The organism is Devosia ginsengisoli, from assembly GCF_024707105.1.
In the GTDB taxonomy this organism is placed as follows: Bacteria; Pseudomonadota; Alphaproteobacteria; order Rhizobiales; family Devosiaceae; genus Devosia; species Devosia ginsengisoli_A.
Genome location: NZ_JANQAJ010000005.1, coordinates 110,817 through 131,100, shown reverse-complemented (window position 1 = coordinate 131,100; position 20,284 = coordinate 110,817). Strand labels below are relative to the sequence as shown.

The 20,284-nt window shown below is 63.9% G+C and carries 21 protein-coding genes; 14 read left to right on the top strand and 7 right to left on the bottom strand.

Annotation, left to right across the window (positions count from 1 at the left end; genetic code table 11):
* Window positions 1-18: 18 nt before the first annotated feature.
* The 4 genes from NVV79_RS02100 to NVV79_RS02085 form a co-directional block, all read right to left on the bottom strand.
* Entirely contained in the window at window positions 19-615 is a 597-nt protein-coding gene (locus tag NVV79_RS02100; RefSeq protein WP_303985771.1) for a ubiquinol-cytochrome c reductase iron-sulfur subunit, read from the bottom strand.
* A 610-nt stretch (window positions 616-1,225) separates the two neighbouring features.
* Window positions 1,226-2,854 carry a GMC family oxidoreductase gene (locus NVV79_RS02095; protein ID WP_303985769.1) on the bottom strand — a complete coding sequence of 543 codons (1,629 nt, stop codon included), beginning with the start codon at window positions 2,852-2,854 and terminating at the stop codon, window positions 1,226-1,228.
* A gap of 84 nt (window positions 2,855-2,938) precedes the next feature.
* Window positions 2,939-4,219: an ABC transporter substrate-binding protein gene (locus NVV79_RS02090; protein WP_303985767.1), complete on the bottom strand. Its 1,281-nt coding sequence runs from the start codon at window positions 4,217-4,219 to the stop codon at window positions 2,939-2,941.
* A gap of 126 nt (window positions 4,220-4,345) precedes the next feature.
* Window positions 4,346-5,326, bottom strand: a complete 981-nt coding sequence (locus tag NVV79_RS02085; RefSeq protein WP_303985764.1) for a LacI family DNA-binding transcriptional regulator — start codon at window positions 5,324-5,326, stop codon at window positions 4,346-4,348.
* A gap of 195 nt (window positions 5,327-5,521) precedes the next feature.
* On the opposite strand from NVV79_RS02085, the gene NVV79_RS02080 reads away from it, so the two are divergent.
* The 7 genes from NVV79_RS02080 to NVV79_RS02050 all read left to right on the top strand — a co-directional run bounded on the left by NVV79_RS02080 (window position 5,522) and on the right by NVV79_RS02050 (window position 10,956).
* A complete protein-coding gene (locus tag NVV79_RS02080) occupies window positions 5,522-6,445 on the top strand; it encodes a DUF6772 family protein (protein ID WP_303985761.1) in 924 nt (307 codons plus the stop codon).
* A 5-nt stretch (window positions 6,446-6,450) separates the two neighbouring features.
* Window positions 6,451-6,804 carry a hypothetical protein gene (locus NVV79_RS02075; RefSeq protein ID WP_303985758.1) on the top strand — a complete coding sequence of 118 codons (354 nt, stop codon included), beginning with the start codon at window positions 6,451-6,453 and terminating at the stop codon, window positions 6,802-6,804.
* A 65-nt stretch (window positions 6,805-6,869) separates the two neighbouring features.
* On the top strand, window positions 6,870-7,739 hold the full coding sequence (locus tag NVV79_RS02070; protein ID WP_303985755.1) for a carbohydrate ABC transporter permease: 870 nt from the start codon (window positions 6,870-6,872) through the stop codon (window positions 7,737-7,739).
* Entirely contained in the window at window positions 7,732-8,559 is an 828-nt protein-coding gene (locus tag NVV79_RS02065) for a carbohydrate ABC transporter permease (protein WP_303985752.1), read from the top strand. Before NVV79_RS02070 ends, NVV79_RS02065 begins: the two co-directional genes overlap by 8 nt.
* Window positions 8,560-8,563: 4 nt before the next feature.
* A complete protein-coding gene (locus NVV79_RS02060) occupies window positions 8,564-9,355 on the top strand; it encodes an SDR family NAD(P)-dependent oxidoreductase (RefSeq protein ID WP_303985749.1) in 792 nt (263 codons plus the stop codon).
* Entirely contained in the window at window positions 9,352-9,879 is a 528-nt protein-coding gene (locus NVV79_RS02055; RefSeq protein WP_303985745.1) for a cupin domain-containing protein, read from the top strand. Before NVV79_RS02060 ends, NVV79_RS02055 begins: the two co-directional genes overlap by 4 nt.
* A gap of 33 nt (window positions 9,880-9,912) precedes the next feature.
* Window positions 9,913-10,956, top strand: coding sequence for an ABC transporter ATP-binding protein (locus NVV79_RS02050; protein ID WP_303985743.1), 1,044 nt, complete (start codon window positions 9,913-9,915; stop codon window positions 10,954-10,956).
* Here NVV79_RS02050 and NVV79_RS02045 read toward each other — a convergent pair.
* From NVV79_RS02045 to NVV79_RS02035, 3 genes are read right to left on the bottom strand one after another with little or no spacing between them, the layout of a single operon-like run.
* Window positions 10,953-11,474 (bottom strand): MaoC/PaaZ C-terminal domain-containing protein, encoded by a 522-nt coding sequence (locus NVV79_RS02045; RefSeq protein ID WP_303985740.1) that lies wholly within the window; start codon window positions 11,472-11,474, stop codon window positions 10,953-10,955. The genes NVV79_RS02050 and NVV79_RS02045 overlap by 4 nt on opposite strands.
* Window position 11,475: 1 nt before the next feature.
* On the bottom strand, window positions 11,476-12,009 hold the full coding sequence (locus NVV79_RS02040) for a MaoC/PaaZ C-terminal domain-containing protein (protein WP_303985738.1): 534 nt from the start codon (window positions 12,007-12,009) through the stop codon (window positions 11,476-11,478).
* Window positions 12,006-12,827, bottom strand: coding sequence for a CoA ester lyase (locus tag NVV79_RS02035; RefSeq protein ID WP_303985736.1), 822 nt, complete (start codon window positions 12,825-12,827; stop codon window positions 12,006-12,008). Before NVV79_RS02035 ends, NVV79_RS02040 begins: the two co-directional genes overlap by 4 nt.
* Window positions 12,828-12,941: 114 nt before the next feature.
* Here NVV79_RS02035 and NVV79_RS02030 point away from each other — a divergent pair, with 114 nt between their 5' ends.
* The 7 genes from NVV79_RS02030 to NVV79_RS02000 are packed head-to-tail and all read left to right on the top strand — an operon-like array spanning window position 12,942 to window position 20,215.
* Complete coding sequence (locus tag NVV79_RS02030; RefSeq protein ID WP_303985734.1) at window positions 12,942-14,141, top strand: CaiB/BaiF CoA-transferase family protein; 1,200 nt, start codon at window positions 12,942-12,944, stop codon at window positions 14,139-14,141.
* Window positions 14,138-15,553, top strand: coding sequence for a CoA transferase (locus NVV79_RS02025; protein WP_303985732.1), 1,416 nt, complete (start codon window positions 14,138-14,140; stop codon window positions 15,551-15,553). The genes NVV79_RS02030 and NVV79_RS02025 overlap by 4 nt, the downstream gene beginning before the upstream one ends.
* A 22-nt stretch (window positions 15,554-15,575) precedes the next feature.
* The gene (locus NVV79_RS02020; protein WP_303985730.1) at window positions 15,576-16,520 is read left to right on the top strand and encodes an ABC transporter permease; all 945 of its coding nucleotides are present in this window, start codon (window positions 15,576-15,578) and stop codon (window positions 16,518-16,520) included.
* Between the two features lie 2 nt (window positions 16,521-16,522).
* Window positions 16,523-17,422, top strand: coding sequence for an ABC transporter permease (locus tag NVV79_RS02015; protein ID WP_246132736.1), 900 nt, complete (start codon window positions 16,523-16,525; stop codon window positions 17,420-17,422).
* The gene (locus NVV79_RS02010; RefSeq protein WP_303985727.1) at window positions 17,419-18,435 is read left to right on the top strand and encodes an ABC transporter ATP-binding protein; all 1,017 of its coding nucleotides are present in this window, start codon (window positions 17,419-17,421) and stop codon (window positions 18,433-18,435) included. The genes NVV79_RS02015 and NVV79_RS02010 overlap by 4 nt, the downstream gene beginning before the upstream one ends.
* Complete coding sequence (locus tag NVV79_RS02005; RefSeq protein WP_303985725.1) at window positions 18,425-19,414, top strand: ABC transporter ATP-binding protein; 990 nt, start codon at window positions 18,425-18,427, stop codon at window positions 19,412-19,414. The genes NVV79_RS02010 and NVV79_RS02005 overlap by 11 nt, the downstream gene beginning before the upstream one ends.
* 51 nt (window positions 19,415-19,465) lie before the next feature.
* Window positions 19,466-20,215: a GntR family transcriptional regulator gene (locus NVV79_RS02000; RefSeq protein WP_303985723.1), complete on the top strand. Its 750-nt coding sequence runs from the start codon at window positions 19,466-19,468 to the stop codon at window positions 20,213-20,215.
* Window positions 20,216-20,284 lie beyond the last annotated feature (69 nt).

Below are 20,284 nucleotides of genomic sequence, written 5' to 3'. Positions count from 1 at the left end.
CCTCCAACTAATATTTTTTTACGATTGGGCGCCGACTTCGGCGTCAAATCCTTCCTTGATGACGATCTGGTCGTTTTCGACCGCGATCACCAGGCTGGCCAGCCGATGCTTGGCCGGGCCCTTTTCCACGACGCCATTATTGGCCGGATCGAATTCCGACCCATGGCACGGGCAACGCATGACACCCCTATCGGGGAGGAAGGACTTCACCTCGCACCCGGCATGGGTGCAGATGGCCGAATAGGCCATCAGGCCATCCACGCCCCGGCCCTCGGATTCGCTACCGATATTGGAGGCATCGACCTTGACCACGGCGATCTTGTTCTTGTTACCCTTCTTGACGTTGCCGTCAGCATCCTGGGCATAGGCGATCACGACGGTCTTGGCCGTGGGATCGATATCGGCTGGCGTCAGCACGGCGCCGCCCTTGGAATTGACCAGGATGTCGCCAGGTGCCGGGCCATCGTCTTCCTGGGCCTGAACCGCGGCCCCAGTGGCGGCCAGGACACCCATACCAGCGATGGCTGAAAACAAGGTACGGCGGTTGATGACATTGTCCTCCGCCACGCAAACATCATCATTCTCGCGCTCAACACGCGAGTTGGACTTAGGCATACAAAATTCTCCTCAACAGAATCTCGGGGACCAACGCCGCTTTCTGCGCGGGCATCGGCGTCAACCTACGACTAGATCGGTTGGTGGGCAAGTATCTTCTGGACGGTTTTTTCGATTCCCGGGAAAGAGACTTCCCCAAAATCCCACTTTGTTTTCCAGTATATCCAAATATCGAAACTTTATTTTCTGCCAATTTCCAGACTATATCGGTGTTATTTAAATATTTCAGCTTGCCCGGAGGTTCTTGCCAGAGCCCTTTAGCTGCCCGCCAGCAAAGGAAAACGATACAGGTCCTTCAGCGTCAATTGACGATACATCGCACATTACAGCTAATACACGGAAGGTCAGTACAGCATCGCAGGTTTAGAAATAGACATAGATACCAGTGGTTTAATACGACACTTTCGTAGCATACAATCTCCCCGAGCAGTGCGGCAGGCTCGGTTTCTCGGGTCGGCCATCAGGCGTAATCTCTCTCTTCCATACCAGAGACTGGGGGAATGGCAGTAAGCGCCGCCACGTCGGCAATGAACCAGTGACAGACGGGTGTAACGCATTGCTGCACATCAGATTCTTGTCGGATCGGCAATGGCTCAACGTCTATCCGGAACTATGCGCTCAAGATCAGGTCTGCGGCTTTTTCTGCGACCATCACAGTAGCGGCGTGGATATTGGTGGAGGGGATTATCGGCATGACCGAGGCGTCGCAGACGCGCAGGTCGCGGATGCCCTTGACGCGCAGGTCGGGTGTCAGGGCCGCGTCCCCGCCCTGCCCCATGCGCACCGTGCCACATGGGTGGAAGACGGTGGCGGCGGTTTCCCGGACATAAGCGGCGAGGTCGGCGTCACTATCGGCATTGATGGGGGCCACGCGGCGGGTGGTTATGGCCTGGAGCGCAGGTTGCTTTGACAGAGTCATGCAGAGCCGCAACCCAGCCAGGGTGGCGGACATATCGCGTTCGTCGACAAGATAGTTCGCCTGGATTGCCGGCGGCGCTGCGGGATCAGGGCTCGTGAGCCGGATGGTGCCGCGGCTATGGGGGCGGCAGACGCAGACGCTATAGACGAAGCCCTGTGTCGGGCCGAGGCCACGCTGGTAATCCTCGATCAGGAAATTGGCGAACTGGATCTGCACATCGGGCGCATGACCGGGAGCGACCGCTTCGACGCGCGGCAGGATATCGGCGAAAAGGCAGGCCTCGGTGGCGGCGATGGCGAGCGGGCCGCGGCGGGCGAAGGCATATTCGAGTCCGGCCGCGACCTGGCGCAGCGGATTTTTCATGACGCCATTGAGGGTGAGGACATCGCGGCTGTGATAACCGGTGCGCGCCAGGACATGGTCCTGCAGGCCATCGCCGACCGGCAGATCGACCAGCGGCGCGATGTTCATATCGCGCAGATGCCCGGCCGGGCCGATTCCGGACAGCATAAGCAGTTGCGGCGTGTTGGTGACGCCGGCGGCGAGGATGGTCTCGCGCCCGGCGCGGATGACATGCCGGCTGCCATCGGCCAGGCGCAGCCTGACGCCGGCCGCCCTGCCCTCTTCCATGATGAGCGAGGTAACCGTGGCGCCGAGCACGGAAAATATCTTCGCTTGCCGGCGCAAGGCGGGCCGCAGATAGGCATCGGCCATGGAGACGCGGCGGCCGCGCACGATATTGGTGGGGGCAAAACCCGCACCATGCAGGCGCGCACCGTTGAAATCGGGATTGGCTGAGTGGCCAGCCTCCTGCGCGGCAGCGACGAAAGCGCGCGCGGCAGCCGACGGCCTGCCGGTAGAGACGGGCACCGGGCCTTCATAGCCATGCAGCGCCGTATCCTCGGAGGGCGCCAGCATGCGTTCGGAGCGGCGGAAATAGGGGAGGACGTCTTCGAAAGACCAGCCGGATGCGCCTGCTTCGGCCCAGTCGTCGAAATCCTGGCGGGCGCCGCGCAGCCAGACGAGGCCATTGACGCTGCTGGAGCCGCCAAGCACGCGGCCGCGCGGGAAGCTCAACTGCCGGCCATCCAGGGCGGGTTCGGGCTGGGTGCGATAGTCCCACAACACGGACGGATTGCGGACCAGCTTGCCGAAACCGAGGGGCACGCGAATCCAGGGATTGGAATCGGGGCCGCCGGCCTCGACCAGGGCAACGGTGACGCCGGGTTTTTCGGTCAGCCGGGCTGCCAGCACGCAGCCCGCTGAGCCAGCTCCGACAATGACATAGTCGACCTGATCCGGCGCGTTCAATTCGGCCATGACACAAGCTCCGGCACAGGCATAGGAATGGGATTTCGGGCAGGGAAAGGCGCCCGGAGCGAGGCCCCGGGCGCCGGGATGGCGTCAGTCGAACTGCGCTTCGATGCGCTGCTGCATGGCGGCGGCGGCGTCCTCGGGGGACTTGAAGCCGAGCACGGCCGACTGGAACTCTTCCATGAAGATCTGGCCGGTTTCGGCCGCGGCATCATAGTGCGAGGGCAGCATGACGGCGTTGGCGATAGCTTCGGCTTCGGCCTGCCAATAGGGCAGCATCTGCTGGACGCGTTCGTCGTCATAAGCGGATGGGTGGATAGGCCCGTTGCCGTTGACCGCGGCGCGGATGGTGGCGTCGGGACCCGACAGGGTGCGGACGAAGTCCCAGGCGAGCTCCTTATGGGGAGAATTGGCCGGGATCACCATGGCCCAGATTTCCGTCATGGCGACGACAGCCGGTTCGGCCCCTTCCCGTGCAGGAATGGCGGCAACCAGTACCTGGCCCGGATATTTGGCGGCATCGGCACTGTTGAACGTGCCGTAGCGGGCGAAGGGGTCGAAAGCCAGGCCCGTGCGGCCCTGCTGGACCAGGGTGATGACCTCGTCGATGCTGAGCGTGGCGAGGTTGGGCGGCAGGACGCCCTCCTCGAACAGGGCACGCATCGTGGTCAGGGCTTCGATCATTTCAGGCGAATTGGCCGTGACGTTCATGTCCTGATCGAACAATTCGACGCCGAAGCCGGCAAAGAGCGACAGGATGGCGAAGGGGCCGGAACCGGCGGGAACCGTCAGGCCGTAGACCTGGTTGCCATCTTCATCCTTGCGGGTGAGCGCGCGGGCATATTCAACCACCTGCTCGATCGAGGTAGGCGGACCTTCAAGCCCGGCCGCTTCGATATTGGCCATGTTGTAGTGCATGCCGGTGGTGGCGTGGCGGAAGGGGATACCGAAGACATGACCGTCGAGGGTCAGGCCGGACAGGAGCTTTGCCGGAATGCCGTCGGCCTCCTCGATGGGCTGGTCGGCCAGGTAGGCATCGAGCGGCTCAAGCATGCGGGTGAGGCGGGGCGTAGCGTATTTGTTGATGATGAAGGCCACGTCGATCGAGCCCTGGGGCAGGGTCAGTTCGCGCAGCAGACGATCATGCAGCGGATCGATGTCGGCGGTGATCCAGTTGAGATTGACGTTATGCTCCTGGGCCCATTCGCCCATGATGTCGCCACCGCCCGAGCCGGCACCCAGGCCACGCGCCACGTTTTCGTGCACGCGGTGGGAAATGATGGTGAGCGTTGTGGCGTCCTGCGCGGCACTCGGCCCGATCAGGGCTATACCCGCAAGCGCCGTAGCGGCGATAAGTCTGGCAAGTTTCATCAGAGGTTTCCTCCCATTGGATTCAGAAAATGCTGGCGTGATCCCCGGCCGCTGCGGCTGGGAGATTGAGGAAGCAGGCACGCGTGAAGGCGCCCGCAATAAAGGGGTTTGGGGTCGTGTCGAGCTTCAGGTGCTCTGGCGCTCGATGATGGAGAAACCGGTATCGAGCGGAACGGGACGGGCGCCCTGCCCCTCGATCCGATCGAGAATCATCTGCGCAGCATGGCTGCCGATCTCGCGGGCACCCACCTGAACGGTGGTCAAGGCCGGCACGGTGACCTCCGAGATATCGAGGTTGGAAAAGCCCATCACGGCGACGTCGCCCGGCACAGCCAGGCCGCGGCGCTGACATTCGAACAGCGCGCCGGCCGCCAGCAGGTCGTTGGTGCAAAAGACCGCATCCACCTTCTGGTCCTGACGCAGCATCCGCTCCATGGCGGCGCCACCTTCCATGAAGGATGAAGGCGCCGGCGACTTGATGCTGATCACCTGCGGAGCGGCGAGGCCAGCCTCGCTTACCGCCGTGCCGAAGCCCTCGAGACGCTGCATCGAGCGGCGATCCGTACCACCGATGAAACCCAGCCGGCGATAGCCCCTGTCGATGAGAAAGCGCGCCGAAGCCGCCGCCGCGTCGGGATTGGAAAAGCCCACCGCCATGTCGATTGGCTCGGCGATGAGTTCCCAGGTTTCCACCACGGGCGTGCCGGCATTGAGCAGCAATTCGCGGCTGGGCGGCGTGATCACCGCACCGGCCACCACGATCGCATCGACGCGGCGACCGAGAAAGGCCTGCAGGATGGAGAGCTCCTGCTCCGGGTCGTAGCCGCTCTGGCTGAGCATCAGTTCGTAGCGCGCTTCCCGCAACACGCTCGACAGGCCGCTGATGGTTTCGGAGAAGATGGGACTGGCAATGGCGGGAACCAGCGCGCCGACGATGCGCGAGCGCTTGCCGGCCATGCTGCCCGCCATCAGGTTGGGCAGATAGCGCAGCCGCGCGGCAGCCTCGTGCACACGCTGTCTGGTCTCTTCCGACACCAGATCGGGCTGGCTGAAGACACGGGAAACCGTGGCCAGGGACACCTTGGCCTCGACTGCCACATCCTCCATGCGATGCGACTTTCCATCCCGCATGGACGGTGCCTTCGAGCCTGACTTCATTGAACACTTCAACCATGCGCGGGGCGCTTCCTCAACCCTTGACAGCCCAAGTCCTAACAGATATCGACGCAATATGTAAGCGCTTTCATCGCGTTTGCAAGGAAAGATTTAGCTCAACTCAGCAGGTGCAGGATGGAAGACGAAATGGAGCGAGCGTTTACGAGGGCGCTGCGCAGCAGCGATACGACCCTCAGCCGGTTCAATCCACTGTCACGAATCCTGTTCGTCAACGACTTCGACAACGGCACCAATGGCTGGTGCGAGTTGAGCGGAAATCATGACAACAACCTGGACAATCTGCGCACCAAGGCCCGCGACCTGCGCCCGCCCCAGCTCAGCTCGATGACCTTCTTCGATACGGGCACGCATGGCTCGATCGACGGCACCTATGCCATGAAGCTGGCGACCCGCCCGACGCCCGGCCATATGAGCCAGGCGATCAAGCGCTTCACCTATGCCAAGCGTGGCGCCGTACAGTTCGAGATGTATTTCACATTCAAGGCGGAGACGGTGCTGAAGCCCAGCGGCGCCGATACGGGCAGTTGGGACGGCAACCAGGATGTGTCGGCGTCATCGTTCGGCGACTTCACGCTCAGCAATGATGTTGGCGAGGGCGAGAATGGCGAGCGCTACCACTGTGCGCTGCGCTACATGAACTCGGATGATACCGGCAAGCTGGTGCAGAAGTGGTACTACAAGACCTCGGTGCAGCCCACGACCAAGATGGAGCGCAACGGCACCGCCGCCTCGCCGGTCGACTATCACGTGATCAATCCGGAGGACTGGGAAGAGGTGCCAGGCGGCCACCAGCCGCTGTGCTACAATGAAATTCCCACCAAGGCGAACTGGCACTACCTGCGCTGGGTGTTCGACACCGAAACGCGCCGCAACCGCGAATTGCAGGTCAATGACCTGACGCTCGACCTGCGGGATATTCCCGTGCCGCTTTACGAACACCCCTATTGGGGCTGCGAGCGGCTGCTCAATTTCTGTCTCGACGTGCGCACCCACACCAATGTCAGGAATTTCCTGTGGGTGGATTCGGCCGTCGTATCGGTGGACTGGTGATGGTAATGCGCAGATTTTTTTCGGCTGTTCTGGAACAGAGCAACACCTATAGCGACGCCTTCTGCACCGAGCCCTTCGAGGCCGGGTGGGCGAGCGAGGCTCGCTGGTTCATCCGCATCCTCGATGCCAGCGGCAGCGGAGCGGGGATCGAGGCCATGCCGCAGATTTCACCCGACGGTCTGGTCTGGTGCGATGACGAAGAGCGACCCGATCCGGTCGTGCTTGCAGCCAGCGCCGCCGAGCCTGTCATGGTCAGCTTCAAGCAGCGCGAATTCGGCAACTGGCTGCGCCTTAAGGTGCGGTTGTCGGGTGATCAGCCCAAGGTCAAGGTACTCATCTACCTGGCTCTCAAGGAGTAGCACGGCCCCGCTGCGGGAGCGCCCTGCGCTCCCGACGCCCGGCCCAGGCATGATTGGAAACTTGCATGAAGACACCAGACAGAGGCGCGTTTCTGCTGGCCGCTCCGGCCCACCTGCTGCTCGCCCTAACCATCACCATTCCGGCCGTGTATATCCTGTGGCTGAGCCTCAACGACTCGACCTTCGGCACGCAGCTGACCTTTGTGGGCCTGAGCAATTATTTCGATGTCTTCGCCGATCCCAGCTTCTGGAATGCGGCCAAGAACACCTTCTTCGTGGTCAATGGCATCGTCTATGTGGAAATCCTGCTGGCGACGCTGATCGCCGCCGTCCTGGTTTCGGGCGTGCCGTTCCGGCCGGTGCTGATCGCCATCATCCTGGTGCCCTATGCTGCTTCGGAAGTGGTGACGGTGCTGGTGTGGAAATCGCTGATGAATCCCAGCTACGGCATGATCGGCCGGACGCTGATTGATCTGGGGATGGGGCTGAACTGGAGCGTATCGCCCTCCGACGCGCTGGTGCTGGTGGGCATTATCAGCGTGTGGCAGCACCTGCCCTTCTCGTTCCTGCTGATCTATGCCGGCATGATGGCGATCCCCAAATCGCTTTATGAAGCTGCGGCAATCGACGGGGCGGGGGCCATCCAGACCTTTTTCAAGGTCACCCTGCCCCTGCTGGTTCCGACCATCCTGGTGGCCATCATCTTCCGGTTCGTCTTCGCCTTCCGGCTGTTTTCGGAAGTGTGGCTGCTGACTGGCGGCGGACCGGCACGCATGACCGAGGTGCTGGCGGTCTATCTTTATCGGGATGCCTATCGCACCGGAGATTTCGGCGCGGCGGCAGCTACCGGCTGGCTGATGGTCGTCGGCACGCTGCTGTTTGCGTCCGTCTATCTGTGGTTCATGCATCGCGGCATGAGGAACGGCAATGTCTGATATCGTCGCCCGTACGCTCAAAATCCTGACCATCGTCGTGATTGCCGTCTGGTCGCTGTTCCCCATCGCCTTCGTGGTGGTGTCTTCGATCAAGCCGCCCGGCGACATCTTCGCCTATCCGCCGAAATGGTTGTTCACGCCGACGCTGCAGAACTATGTCGATCTGTGGCTGGAATTCGGCGAGTTCTTCCAGACGCTTGGCAACAGCATCATCGTATCGATCGGGGCTACCGTGTTCACGACGGCGGTGGGCTTCATGGCCGGCTATGTGTATTCGCGCTATTCGGGCCGGCTCATCGCGGCCAGTGCGCTCTACATGATCGCGATACGCCTGCTGCCACCCATCGTGGTCACGCTGCCGCTGTTCCCAATCGTCTCATGGCTGCGGCTGAGCGATACGCATATCGTGCTGATCCTGCTCTATTCGGCCTTCTGGGTGTCGCTGGTCACAGTCATCCTCAAGACCTTCATCGACGAAATTCCACGCGAACTGGACGAGGCGGCGGAAATCGACGGCGCCAGCCAGTGGCAGATCCTGATGCGGGTCATCCTGCCGCTGACGGCGCAGGGCCTGGCGGCAGGCGCGATCTTCGTCTTCATCTTCGCCTGGAATGAATTCCTGTTCGCGCTGATCTTCACCACATCCCAGGCCAAGACGGCGCCGCTGGTGCTGTCCGAGGTGATGGACGCCATCTATGGCACGAGCTGGGGTGTCCTCTTTGCGGGGGTTACCGTTCAACTGCTGCCGGTGCTGCTGCTGGTGATATTGGCCAACCGGCTGATCGTGGCCGGACTGACGGCTGGATCGGTGAAAGGGTAGGGCCATGGACGGGAACAAGACCATGACGGCGCCGGGACAATCGCATTATGCGGGCCTGGCCGGCAAAGTGGCGGTGGTGACCGGCGGCGCCAGTGGCATCGGGGCGGAAATCGTCACGCGGCTCACCCGCCATGCGGCGAAAGTGGCGATGGTCGATATCGATGATGCCAGCGCGTCATCACTGCAGGAGAGCGTGGCCCGGGAAGGCAAGGGTGAAAGCCGCTATTATCGCTGCGACCTGACCTCGGTAGACAGCATCGCCGAGACCTGCGCGCGGATCGAAAGCGAACTCGGGTCGGTGCAGGTACTGGTCAATAATGCGGCCAATGACGTGCGCCACGACATGGACAGCGTGGACGAGGCGCGGTTCGACGAGCTGATCGCGGTGAACCTGCGCCACCAGTTCTTCATGACCAAGCATCTGCGCAAGGGCATGGCCGCTTCGGGCGGCGGCGCCATCATCAATATGGGCTCGCATGCCGCCTATATCGGTGCGGCCGCCATGCCAGTTTATGGCGCGGCCAAGGCGGGTGTCTTCGGGCTGACACGGGCTTTTGCGCGCGAACTGGGGCGGGATCGCATCCGGGTGAACCAGGTGGTGCCCGGCTGGGTGCTGACCGAAAAGCAACGGCAGTTGTGGTGGTCGCCGGAGGCCGAACAGCGCCGGCGCGACGGCCAATGCATCCCCGATGAAATCCTGGCGGGCGATGTCGCCGAGATGGTGCTGTTCCTGGCGTCGGACAGCGCAAGGCTCTGCACCAACCAGAGCTGGTTCGTCGATGGGGGGCGCAATTGATCGCCGCACCACGCCGCATCATTACCGGGATGGTCGAGGGCCGGTCGCGTATCGTCAGTATCGACCAGGATGGCGGTTCCCTGGCCACTGGCGGGGGTGGCGGGATACACGAAATCTGGTCGAGCACGGCGCAAGTGCCGACCGGGGACGCGGCCGATGCAGACGCGGTGCCCTCGTTCGCCCCTGGACCGGGTGGCACCAGTTGCCGGCTGGTCCGCATTCCGCCCGATGCCGAAAGGTGGAGCGACCCTGAGGCCGCAGCGCGCGCCGCGGCGGCTATCGGCCAGGAGCGGCCGACGCATTGGATGACGCGCCATCCCGGCATGCATGTGACATCAAGCATCGACTATGTGCTGGTGCTCGAAGGCGAAGTCACCGCCGTGATGGAGGACGGGGAAATCGCCCTGACCCCAGGCGACGTGCTGGTGCAACGCGCCACGCCGCATGCGTGGAAAAATCCCGGCAAGGTCGCGGCCTTGCTCTTCGTGACCATGGTTGGATTGAACGCGCCAGTGCCGGCCTGAAGCCGCCTGCCGCTCACTAATAAGGGGGCCGCTATGGCCGATGTCGAGATCAGAAATGTCGAGAAGCTGTACGGTTCGGTCAAGGCCATCAAGGGGGTCTCGCTCTCCATCAGGGATGGCGAACTCACCATCCTGGTCGGGCCGTCCGGCTGCGGCAAATCCACCCTGCTGCGCATGATTGCGGGGCTGGAAAGCGTAGAAGCGGGCGAGATCGGGATCGACGGGCGCGTGGTCAATAAGGTCAAGCCCAAGGATCGTGACATCGCCATGGTGTTCCAGAATTATGCGCTCTATCCGCATATGAGCGTGCGGCAGAATATGGGATTCAGCCTGTCGCTGGGCCGGGTGAACAAGGCCGAGACCAATCGCCGCGTCGAGGAAGCCGCCGCCATTCTGGGGCTGACGGAATATCTGGAACGGTTCCCGCGCCAGCTCTCGGGCGGGCAGCGCCAGCGTGTCGCCATGGGCCGCGCCATCGTGCGTAGTCCCAAGGTGTTCCTGTTCGACGAACCGCTATCCAACCTCGATGCCAAGCTGCGGGTGCAGATGCGCATCGAGATCAAGGCGCTGCACCAGAAGCTGGGGGCGACCATGGTCTATGTCACGCATGACCAGATCGAGGCCATGACCATGGCCGACAAGATCGTGGTGATGCGGGACGGGCTGATCGAGCAGACGGGAACGCCGATCGAGCTTTACGAGCAGCCGGCCAATACGTTCGTGGCGCAATTCATCGGCAGCCCGTCGATGAACCTGCTGAGCGGCGAGATTGTCGATGGGAGCTTCAGGCTCGATGGCGGTATCGCGCTGCCAGTGCCGGCGAATGGAACCATAGGCCCCTGCTCCTACGGTATCCGGCCGGAGCATATGCGGCTGGACCCGGCAGGCGTTGCGGCGCAGGTGCTGGCCGTGGAGCCGACGGGGCCGGAAACCCATGTTCATGTGCAGGTGGGCAAGCAGATGCTGGTCTGCGCCTTGCGCGACCATGAGCCCATCCAGCCGGGATCGGTGATTTCGATCCTGCCTGATATCAATCGGGTGCACATTTTCGCGGCCGACGGGATGCGGGTCGGCTAGAAATAGCCGGCCTCGGCATGCGGCCCATGGTGATCGCAATAGACCAGCAGTGTGCGCTCGTAGCTGCATAATATGCGACCATCGGCGGTGGCACCGCTGGTGCTGACGCGCACGATGCCCTGGCTGGGGCGAGATGCGGAATCGCGTCGGGACAGGACTTCGGAGCGAGCGAGCACATAGTCGCTGTCGCGCGCGAGAGCGGGGAAGGCGACATTTTCCCAGGCCAGATTGGCCACGACGCGGCCGAAGGCGCGAGTGGTCGCGGCCACGAGGAGGCTGACCAACCAGGTTTCCGAGATGGCCGCCCTGCCCTCGCCGGCAAAGGCGGCGGCTTCGGGATCGACCAGGACCGGGGCATGGTCGCCGGCGATCAGCGCGCGGGCGCGCGCTTCGCGCCAATCGAGCAGGAAGCCGGGGCGATGCTCGATGACGAGGCCGGGCTGCAACTGGGCGAAGTCGATGCCGATGATCTCGCCAAGGGCGCCGTCGCTCTGTTGCTGGTGGGAGGGATAGCGCATGTCAGGCTCCGAAACTGGCCGGCAGTCCGCTGGCCGTGCCGTGGCGATAGATGGCGAAGGTGCACCCGATATCGGCAATGGTGGCACCATCGGGCCGAAGCAATGCGATGACGGCCTCGACTGCGCCGCAATCGGGATCGTCGGCCAGCGGCGCTGTCGCAATGATGCGGGAGCGGGCATAGAGCGTATCACCGCCACGAACCGGGGCGATGAGGCGGATGGACGAAAAGCCGAGAATGCGGCGGCGACGGCCGAAGGTTTTCCAGCCCAGGCCAATGGCATATTGCAGGGTCAGTGTGCTGACGACCAGCGGCACGCCGAATTCGGTGGCCTCTGCATAGTGGTGGTCGAAATGGATCATCGCCTGATTGAGGCTGGCCAGGGCCTCATTAGCATTAGCAGTTTGCGACACGGTGATGCCGGGGCGGTGATCGAAGACCTGGCCGGGCGCGAATTGCTCGAACCACAAGCCCATCGCTTCGCGGATACAGGTGTCACTCACCGGGTGGAAGGCGGCGAAGGTCGTGTCGCTCATGAGGCCAGCCCTGCGCGATGCAATGTATGACGCGCCATGGCGGCAACGGGTGCGTCGATCATCAGGCCGTCGAGGGTGGTGACGCCCTGCCCGGTCCAGGCGGAGAGTATGGCCCGAGCGTGGGTGATCTCGTCGGCATCAGGCGCGAAAGCGGCGTGGATGGGACCGACCTGGTCGGGGTGGATGGCGAGCTTGCCGGTATAACCGAGCGCCCGGACGCGGACGGCTTCTTCCGCAAGAGCCGAGCCCGGGTCCCGATTCAGCAGCGGTACGTCGAACAAAGCCAGCCGGCGCCGGGCCGCCAGGACCAGTGTGCTCCGCACCAGCAGCAGCGGCTCCCATGCAAGGGTGGCGCCGAGATCGGCGGCCAGATCGGCGCCGCCGAGGCCGAGTGCATCACCGGGGCGCAAGGCTTGGGCAATCGCGGTGGCGTGGTCGAGACCGGCGGCGGTCTCGACCAGGGCCAGGATGGGAAGATTTGCGCGCGCCAGATGTGCCCGCAACAGGGCCACATCACGCGGCGCCTCGACCTTGGGCAGCACGACGCTGTCAGCCGTGGCGAGACCTTCGCCGAGGCTCAGGAGGTCGTGCAATCCGGCCCGCGTATCGGGCGAGTTGATGCGTATGAGGATCGGCGGCCCGTCCTTTGCGGGGCGCTCAACGAGCAGGCGCAGCACGTTGGCGCGCGCGGTATCCTTGTCACCTGCGGTGACGGCATCCTCGAGATCGATGATGATGCCTTCGGGCGAGGCGCGCAAAGCCGACTCAAACCGGTCCGGCCGATTGCCCGGCACGAAGAGCAGGCAGCGCGCCGCCATCACATTTTCCCGCATCGTCTCCCTGCCTTTTCAACACATCCACAGCACCTGCTTGACAATGTCCGGACAACCGGACAATGTCAAGTTGAGAACGGACTTGGGAGATTTCACTTCATGGGCCTGCTGTCGGGCGTCAGGATCCTATCGGTCGAGCAATATGGCGCCGGGCCCTTCGGCACGCAGGCGCTGGCCGACCTGGGGGCCGAGGTCATAAAGATCGAAAATCCCCATGACGGCGGCGACGTCTCGCGCTCGCTCGGCCCCTATTTCCACCCCGACCTGCCGGAGACGGCAAAAAGCCTGTTCTTCCAGTCGATCAACCGGAACAAGAAGAGCCTGGCGCTGGACCTGTCCAAGCCCGAGGGCAAGGCGGTGTTCCGCGACCTGGTGCGCCATGCCGATGCCGTGGCCTGCAATCTGCGGGGCGACGTGCCCGACCGACTGGGCCTGACCTATGCGGCGCTGGCCGATATCAAGCCTGATATCGTGTGCTGCCACCTGACGGCCTATGGCCGGGATTCCTCGCGGGCCACCTGGCCGGGCTACGACTATCTGGTGCAGGCCGAGACCGGCTATTTCGCGCTCAATGGCGAGCCGGGCGCGGTGCCGACGCGGTTCGGCCTGTCCATCATCGATTTCATGACCGGCTATTGCCTGGCGCTTGCGCTGGCCGCCGGACTGTTCGACGCGCGGCGCAGCGGCAAGGGCCGCGATATCGACGTGAGCCTTTACGATGTGGGGCTGGCCAATCTCAACTATATGGCGGCCTGGGCGATGAATGGCGGCTATCAGCCGGAACGTTCCGAGCGCTCGGCCCACCCTTCTCTGGTACCGTGCCAGCTGTTCCCGACGCGCGACGGCTGGATCTACATCATGGCCAACAAGGAAAAGTTCTTCCCTCTGCTCTGCAAGCGGCTCGGCGTGCCCGAGCTGGCCAGTGATCCACGCTTTGCCGATTTCGCCGGACGGCTGGCGCATCGGGAACAGTTGACCGCATTGCTCGACCCACTGTTCCGCCAACGGAATACCGGCGAATGGATCGAAATGCTGTCGGGCGTCGTGCCCTGTGCGCCGATCCTGAGCATGACCGAGGCATTGAAGGCGCCCTTTACCGACGAGCGCGGCATGGTGGCCGAGCTGCGGCATCCTGGTGGCGGCAGCGCCAAGGTGGTGGGCTCGCCCTTCCGCACCGGGGACGCGGCAGACACCCTGCCGGCACCTGCGCTTGGTGACCATACCGACAGCATACTGGCCGACATCGGCTATGATGGACCGCGAATCGCCGCCTTGCGGTCGCTGGGTGTGCTCGCATGAGCGCGAAGGCACGCGAAAGCCTCGACCTGCTGCTCGAACGAGCCGGACTCGAGGCAGGCGCTGCTGATGATGTGGATTTCAGCGGCGACGATCCGCTGGTGCCCAGCCGGCTGCGCTATGGCGCGGCCACCGCGTCCGCTTTGGCGGCCAATGCGGCCGGCGTGGCCGTGCTCTGGGAGCATCGGACGGGACGGCGGCAGCGCGTTGCCGTGGATCTGGCGCGGGCCGTGCATGTCGGGCTGCGCACCACTTTTCATCTGCGCCAGAACGGACACGCCTTCCGGGTGGGCAGCTGGACGCGGGGCGAGAATTTCTTCCGAACAGCCGACGGGCGCGTGATCTACCTGTTGCGCAACAATGGGCGCGGGACCATTACCCAGGACCTGGTCGGGCTGCTGCGTGCCTCCAACGACACCGTGGGGATTGCCGAGGCGGTTGCCGGCTGGCAGGCCGATGAACTCGAAACCGCGCTGGCCGAGCGCAAACTGCCCGGCGTGATCGTGCGACAGCCGGAGGAATGGCTGGCCCATCCCCAGGGGCGCTGGCTGGCGGCGCGGCCTGGTTTTTCCATCGAGAAGATTGGCGATAGTCCCGCCGAACCCCTTGGGCCGGCAAAGCGTCCGCTGGATGGATTGCGCGTGCTCGACGCTTCCCATGTCATTGCCGGCCCCGCTTTGGGGCGGCTGCTGGCCGAACAGGGCGGCGATGTGTTGCATGTGGTCAATCCGGCCGAGCAGGAGACCATTCCGGTGCATATCGACACCGGTTTCGGCAAGCGTTCGGCCTTTATCGATCTCAACTGCGTGGAAGATACCGACCAATTGCGGCGCCTGGCGCAACAGGCCGATATCTTTATCCAGTCGTGGCGGCCGGGTGCCTTGCAGCGGCGCGGCTTTGGGCCCGAAGCACTGGCGGCCCTGCGGCCGGGCATCATCTATGTGTCGATCAGTTGCTACGGGTATGAAGGGCCATGGGCGGAGCGCGGCGGCTACGAGCCGATCGGGCAGGCCGTTTCGGGCCTCTGTGCAGTGGAAGGCACGCCGGACGAGCCGCGCAATGCGCCGACTGTCACGATGAACGACTTCCTCGCTGCCTACCTGGCGGGTGCCGGCATTATGGGCGCGCTGCTGCGACGCTGCCGCGAAGGCGGCAGCTATCATGTCAGCACCTCGCTGGCGCAGGCCTCGATGTGGGTGTTGCAGCAAGGTCTGTTGTCGGCACGCACCGACGGCAAAGACTACGTGCCCGGCACTGACGATCTCGACAGCCGCGACTGCGCCTTCGGCCGCGTGACCCATGCGCGGCCTATAGCCCGCTATTCCGACACGCCAGCTTATTGGGACCTGCCGCCGCAGCCGGCCGGCGCGTCCCAACCACAATGGCTTTCCCCAGTTGAAGGGATGACCCGATGACCGTGATGACAGGGAGGGCGGCATGATCGGCTATATAATGCGGCGCCTGGCAGCCGCTGTGCCCGTACTGCTGATGGTGAGCCTGCTGGCCTTCCTGCTGATGCAGATCGTGCCGGGCGATCCGGCCTATGCCATGGCCGGCTCCGATGCTTCCGTCACCGAAATCGAGGCCATCCGCCACGATCTCGGACTCGATCGCGCCTGGTATCTGCGCCTGGCCGACTGGTATCTGGCCCTGCTGCGGGGCGACCTCGGGCACAGCTATACGCTGCGGGCCGATGTTGCCGATCTCATCATCGAGCGCATCCCCGTGACCCTGTCGATCGCGCTCTATTCGCTGCTGATCGCGATACCCTGCAGCATCGCCATGGGCATCGTCGCCGCGCGCTTCCGGGGCAAGCTGATCGACCTGGGCATCATGACCACCGCTCTGCTGGGCGTGTCGTTGCCCAATTTCTGGATCGGCATCATGGGCATCCTGTTCTTCAGCGTGCATCTGGGCTGGCTGCCCAGCGGCGGCTATGTGCCGATGGGCGAGGATATCGGCGGCTGGATCCGCTCGATGACGCTGCCCGCGCTGGTGCTGGGCACGATGCAGATCGGGTTGCTGACCCGCATTACCCGTTCGGAAATGCTCGACATCATGCACAAGGACTATGTGCGCACGGCCCGCGCCAAGGGTGGCTCGGAACTGCGGGTATTGGTGCGGCATGCGCTGCGCAATGCGCTTGTGCCCATCGTCACTGTCATCGGCCTGCTGTTCGGCATGATCGTCACCGGAGCGGTGGTGGTCGAGCAGGTGTTTTCCATTCCCGGCGTCGGGCGGCTCATCGTCCAGGCGATCCTGACCCGCGACTATCCGCTGATCCAGGGCACGCTGCTTTTCGTGGCCGGCGCCTTCGTGCTGATCAACCTGCTGGTCGACATTTCCTACGCCTATCTCGATCCGCGCATCCGGCAGGCATGAGCATGACCAATATCTCCACCACAGATCATACCGACTTGCAGCCAGCACCGTGGCTAGCGCTGTTCGGCGAGGGCGCAATGTCCCGGCGCCTGTTCCGCAGCCCCACTTTCGCGGTCGGCTTTTCCATCGTGGCCCTGCTGGTGCTGGCGGCAACGATCGGCGTCTGGTTCAGCCCCTACCAGCCCAACAGCATGGACCTGACGGCGCGGCTCGCCGCACCGGGCCCACAGCACTGGTTCGGCACGGACAATTTCGGGCGCGATATCTTCACCCGCGTCGCCGTGGGGTCGCAGATGTCACTGCTGGTCGGGCTGCTGGTCGTGGTCATCACCGGCATTGGCGGGGCGCTGCTCGGGGCGCTGGCCGGCTATGTGCGCGCGCTCGACAATATCATCATGCGGGTCATGGATGCCTTCATGGCCTTTCCCGCCATGCTGCTGGCCATCGCCATCACGGCGGCGCTCGGCCCTTCGCTGATGAATGTCGTGGTGGCCCTGGCCGTATCCTATATTCCGCGCACGGCGCGCATCGTGCGCGGCACGGCCCTAGTGGTGCGCGAACAGCAATATGTCGAAGCCGCACTGGTGGCCGGTGCGCATACGCGGCGCGTATTGCTGGTCCATGTGCTGCCCAATTGCCTGGGCTCGCTCATCGTGCAGCTGACCTTCGTCTTCGCCTATGCCGTACTGGCCGAGGCGACGCTGAGCTATCTCGGCGTCGGCCTGCCGCCGCCGGCACCCACCTGGGGCAACGGCATTGCCAGCGGCCGCGAATATATCGTGGAAGCCTGGTGGATGAGCCTGTTCCCGGGCCTGGCGATCACCTTTGCCGTGCTGGGTTTCAACCTGCTCGGCGATGGCCTGCGCGACGTTCTTGATCCTCACCTGCGAGCCGAAACATGAGCGCCGCCGCTTCGACTGAAACCGTCGCTCCGCTGCTGTCGGTGGAACACCTGCGGATCGTCGCCGCCGCGCGCCGGCGCGAGGACCTGCTGGTGGAGGATGTGAGCTTTGCGGTTCATGCCGGCGAATTCCTCGGCATTGTCGGGGAATCGGGCTGCGGCAAGAGCATGACCGCGCTTTCCATGCTCGGCCTGCTGCCGGGTCCCAATGTGCGGGCCTCGGGCGGACGGGTGCTGTTCGACGGACAGGATATCCTGACCATGGGCGGTTCATCCCTGCGCCACCTGCGCGGCAATGACGTGGCCATGATCTTCCAGGATCCGATGAGCTCGCTCAATCCGGTGCAGACCATTGGCGAGCAGATCGTCGAGACTATTCTGCTGCATGAAAAGATCGGAAGGGAACGCGCCTGGGCGCGGGCGGTGGAACTGCTTGCCGAGGTCAATATTCCCGCCGCGGCGCAGCGCGCCCGCGACTATCCGCACCAGTTGTCGGGCGGCATGCGCCAGCGCGTGATGATCGCCATGGCCATAGCCTGCAAACCGCGGCTGCTGATCGCGGACGAGCCGACCACGGCGCTCGATGTCACCATCCAGGCGCAGATCCTGGAATTGCTGGACCGGCTGCGGCGCGAGCGTGGCATGGCAGTGATCCTCATCACCCACGATCTCGGTGTCATCGCCGAATATGCCGACCGGGTGCTGGTGATGTATTCCGGCCGGATCGTCGAGCGGGCCGAAGTGGCAAGCCTTTTTGCCCAGCCGCTCCATCCCTATACGCATGGTTTGCTCGGCTCGGTGCCGCCGCTGGAGGAAGAGGTAGACGAGCTGGTGGCCATCGAGGGCCAGCCGCCGTCACCCGGTGCATGGCCGTCAGGCTGCCGCTTCCAGCCGCGTTGTCCGCAGAGCCGGCCGGAATGCGCCAGTTGGTCCGTGCGGCTGATCGAGAGCGAACCCGACCATGCGGCCGCCTGCATTCTCCATGAACACGGGGAGACCAGCCATGCTGATTGAAGGGGCGGCGGGGCCTGACCTGATCCGGGTGGACAATCTCGCCAAGCATTTCCCGGTGACGCGCGGCGCGCTGTTGCGCCGGGTGGTCGGCACAGTGAAGGCGGTGGACGGGGTGAGCTTTGCCATCGGCCATGGGCGCACGCTGGGGCTGGTTGGAGAATCGGGTTGCGGCAAATCCACGGTAGGGCGGCTGCTGGTGCGGCTGATCGATCCCACGGCGGGCTCCATCATGCTTGATGGCACCGATATTTCACGGCTGGATGGCGAGGCCATGTTCCAGCACCGGCGCAACCTGCAATTCGTGTTCCAGGACCCGATGAGCTCGCTCAATCCGCGCATGACGGTAGAGCAGATCATCGCCGAACCGCTGGTGGTGCAGGGCGCGCCGGTGGCCGAACAGCGCGCGCGCGTCAGCGAGCTGCTGGCCCTGGTCGGCCTGGCGCCAGCGCATCGCACGCGCTATCCGCATGAATTTTCCGGCGGGCAGCGCCAGCGCATCGGCATTGCCCGGGCGCTGGCCACCAATCCGCGCTTCGTGGTGTGCGACGAGGCGGTGTCGGCGCTCGACGTGTCGGTGCAGGCGCAGATCGTCAACCTGCTCAAGCGTCTGCAGCGCGAGCTTGGCCTGTCCTATCTGTTTGTCGCGCATGACCTCAGCGTGGTGCGACACATGTCGGACGATGTGGCGGTGATGTATCTGGGGCGGATCGTCGAGATCGGCGACCGCCGGCGCATCTTTGCCGCGCCGGCCCATCCCTATACCAAGGCGCTGCTGTCGTCGGTGCCGGCGCCGAGGCAGAGTGCGCGGCGGGAAGCGCGGACGCTGCTGTCAGGGGAGCTGCCCAGCCCGCTCAACCCACCCAGTGGTTGCGCCTTCCATACCCGATGCCCCGTCGCCTTTGCCCGCTGCAAGGTCGAACGGCCGGAGCTGCGATCAGTCGAAACCGGACAGGCCGCCGCCTGCCACTTGCTGGATTGACGCCCATGCCGCATTACGACATCGACGCATCGCAGCTTCTGGGAGCACGGCATGGATAAGATCAATCTCGGCCTCGGCGCGCCGCGCTACCAGCAACTGGCCCAGGCCATTGCCGACAGCATCTCCCGCGGGGAATATCCGGTGGGCAGCCTGCTGCCGGGCGAGGAAGACCTGTGCCGCCAGTTCAACTTCAGCCGCTTCACGGTGCGCGAAGCGCTGCGGCATCTGCAGGAGACGGGCCTGGTGACCCGCCGCCAGGGCATCGGCACGACCGTCATTGCCAGCACGCCGACCCGCAAGTTCGGCCACATGATCGAATCCATCGACCAGTTGCAGCAATATGCCAGCGAAACCCGACTGATCGACCACGTGTTCGAGGATGTGGTGGCCGATGAGGAACTGGCCGCCGAACTGGGCACCACGCCGGGCATGAAATTCCTGCGCATCACCGCTTTGCGCGTGGGCGCAGATGAAAGCAAGCCCGTGGCCTGGACGCGTATCCATCTCGCGGCGATCTATGCCGGCGTGCGCTCGAGCCTGGCCGACCATAGCGGCGCTATCGGCTCGCTGGTAGAAAAGCTCTACGACCAAAAGATCACGGCCATTCGCCAGACGGTGTCGGCAACGGCCATAGACGAAGCGGTCGCCGAAATGCTCGACGTGCCCCCCGGCAGCCCCGGCCTGCGGATAGACCGCACCTATGCCGGTCATGACGGCATCCCGTTCGAATTCGCGACCTCAATCCATCCCGGACCCAGATTCAGCCTGTCGATGCAACTCGACTGGATGAGTCCCGGCTGACTATCCCGGCGCGGGTTGCGCCGGGCCGTATTTTGACTGACAAATGTCCGGACGACCGGACTAAGGAGG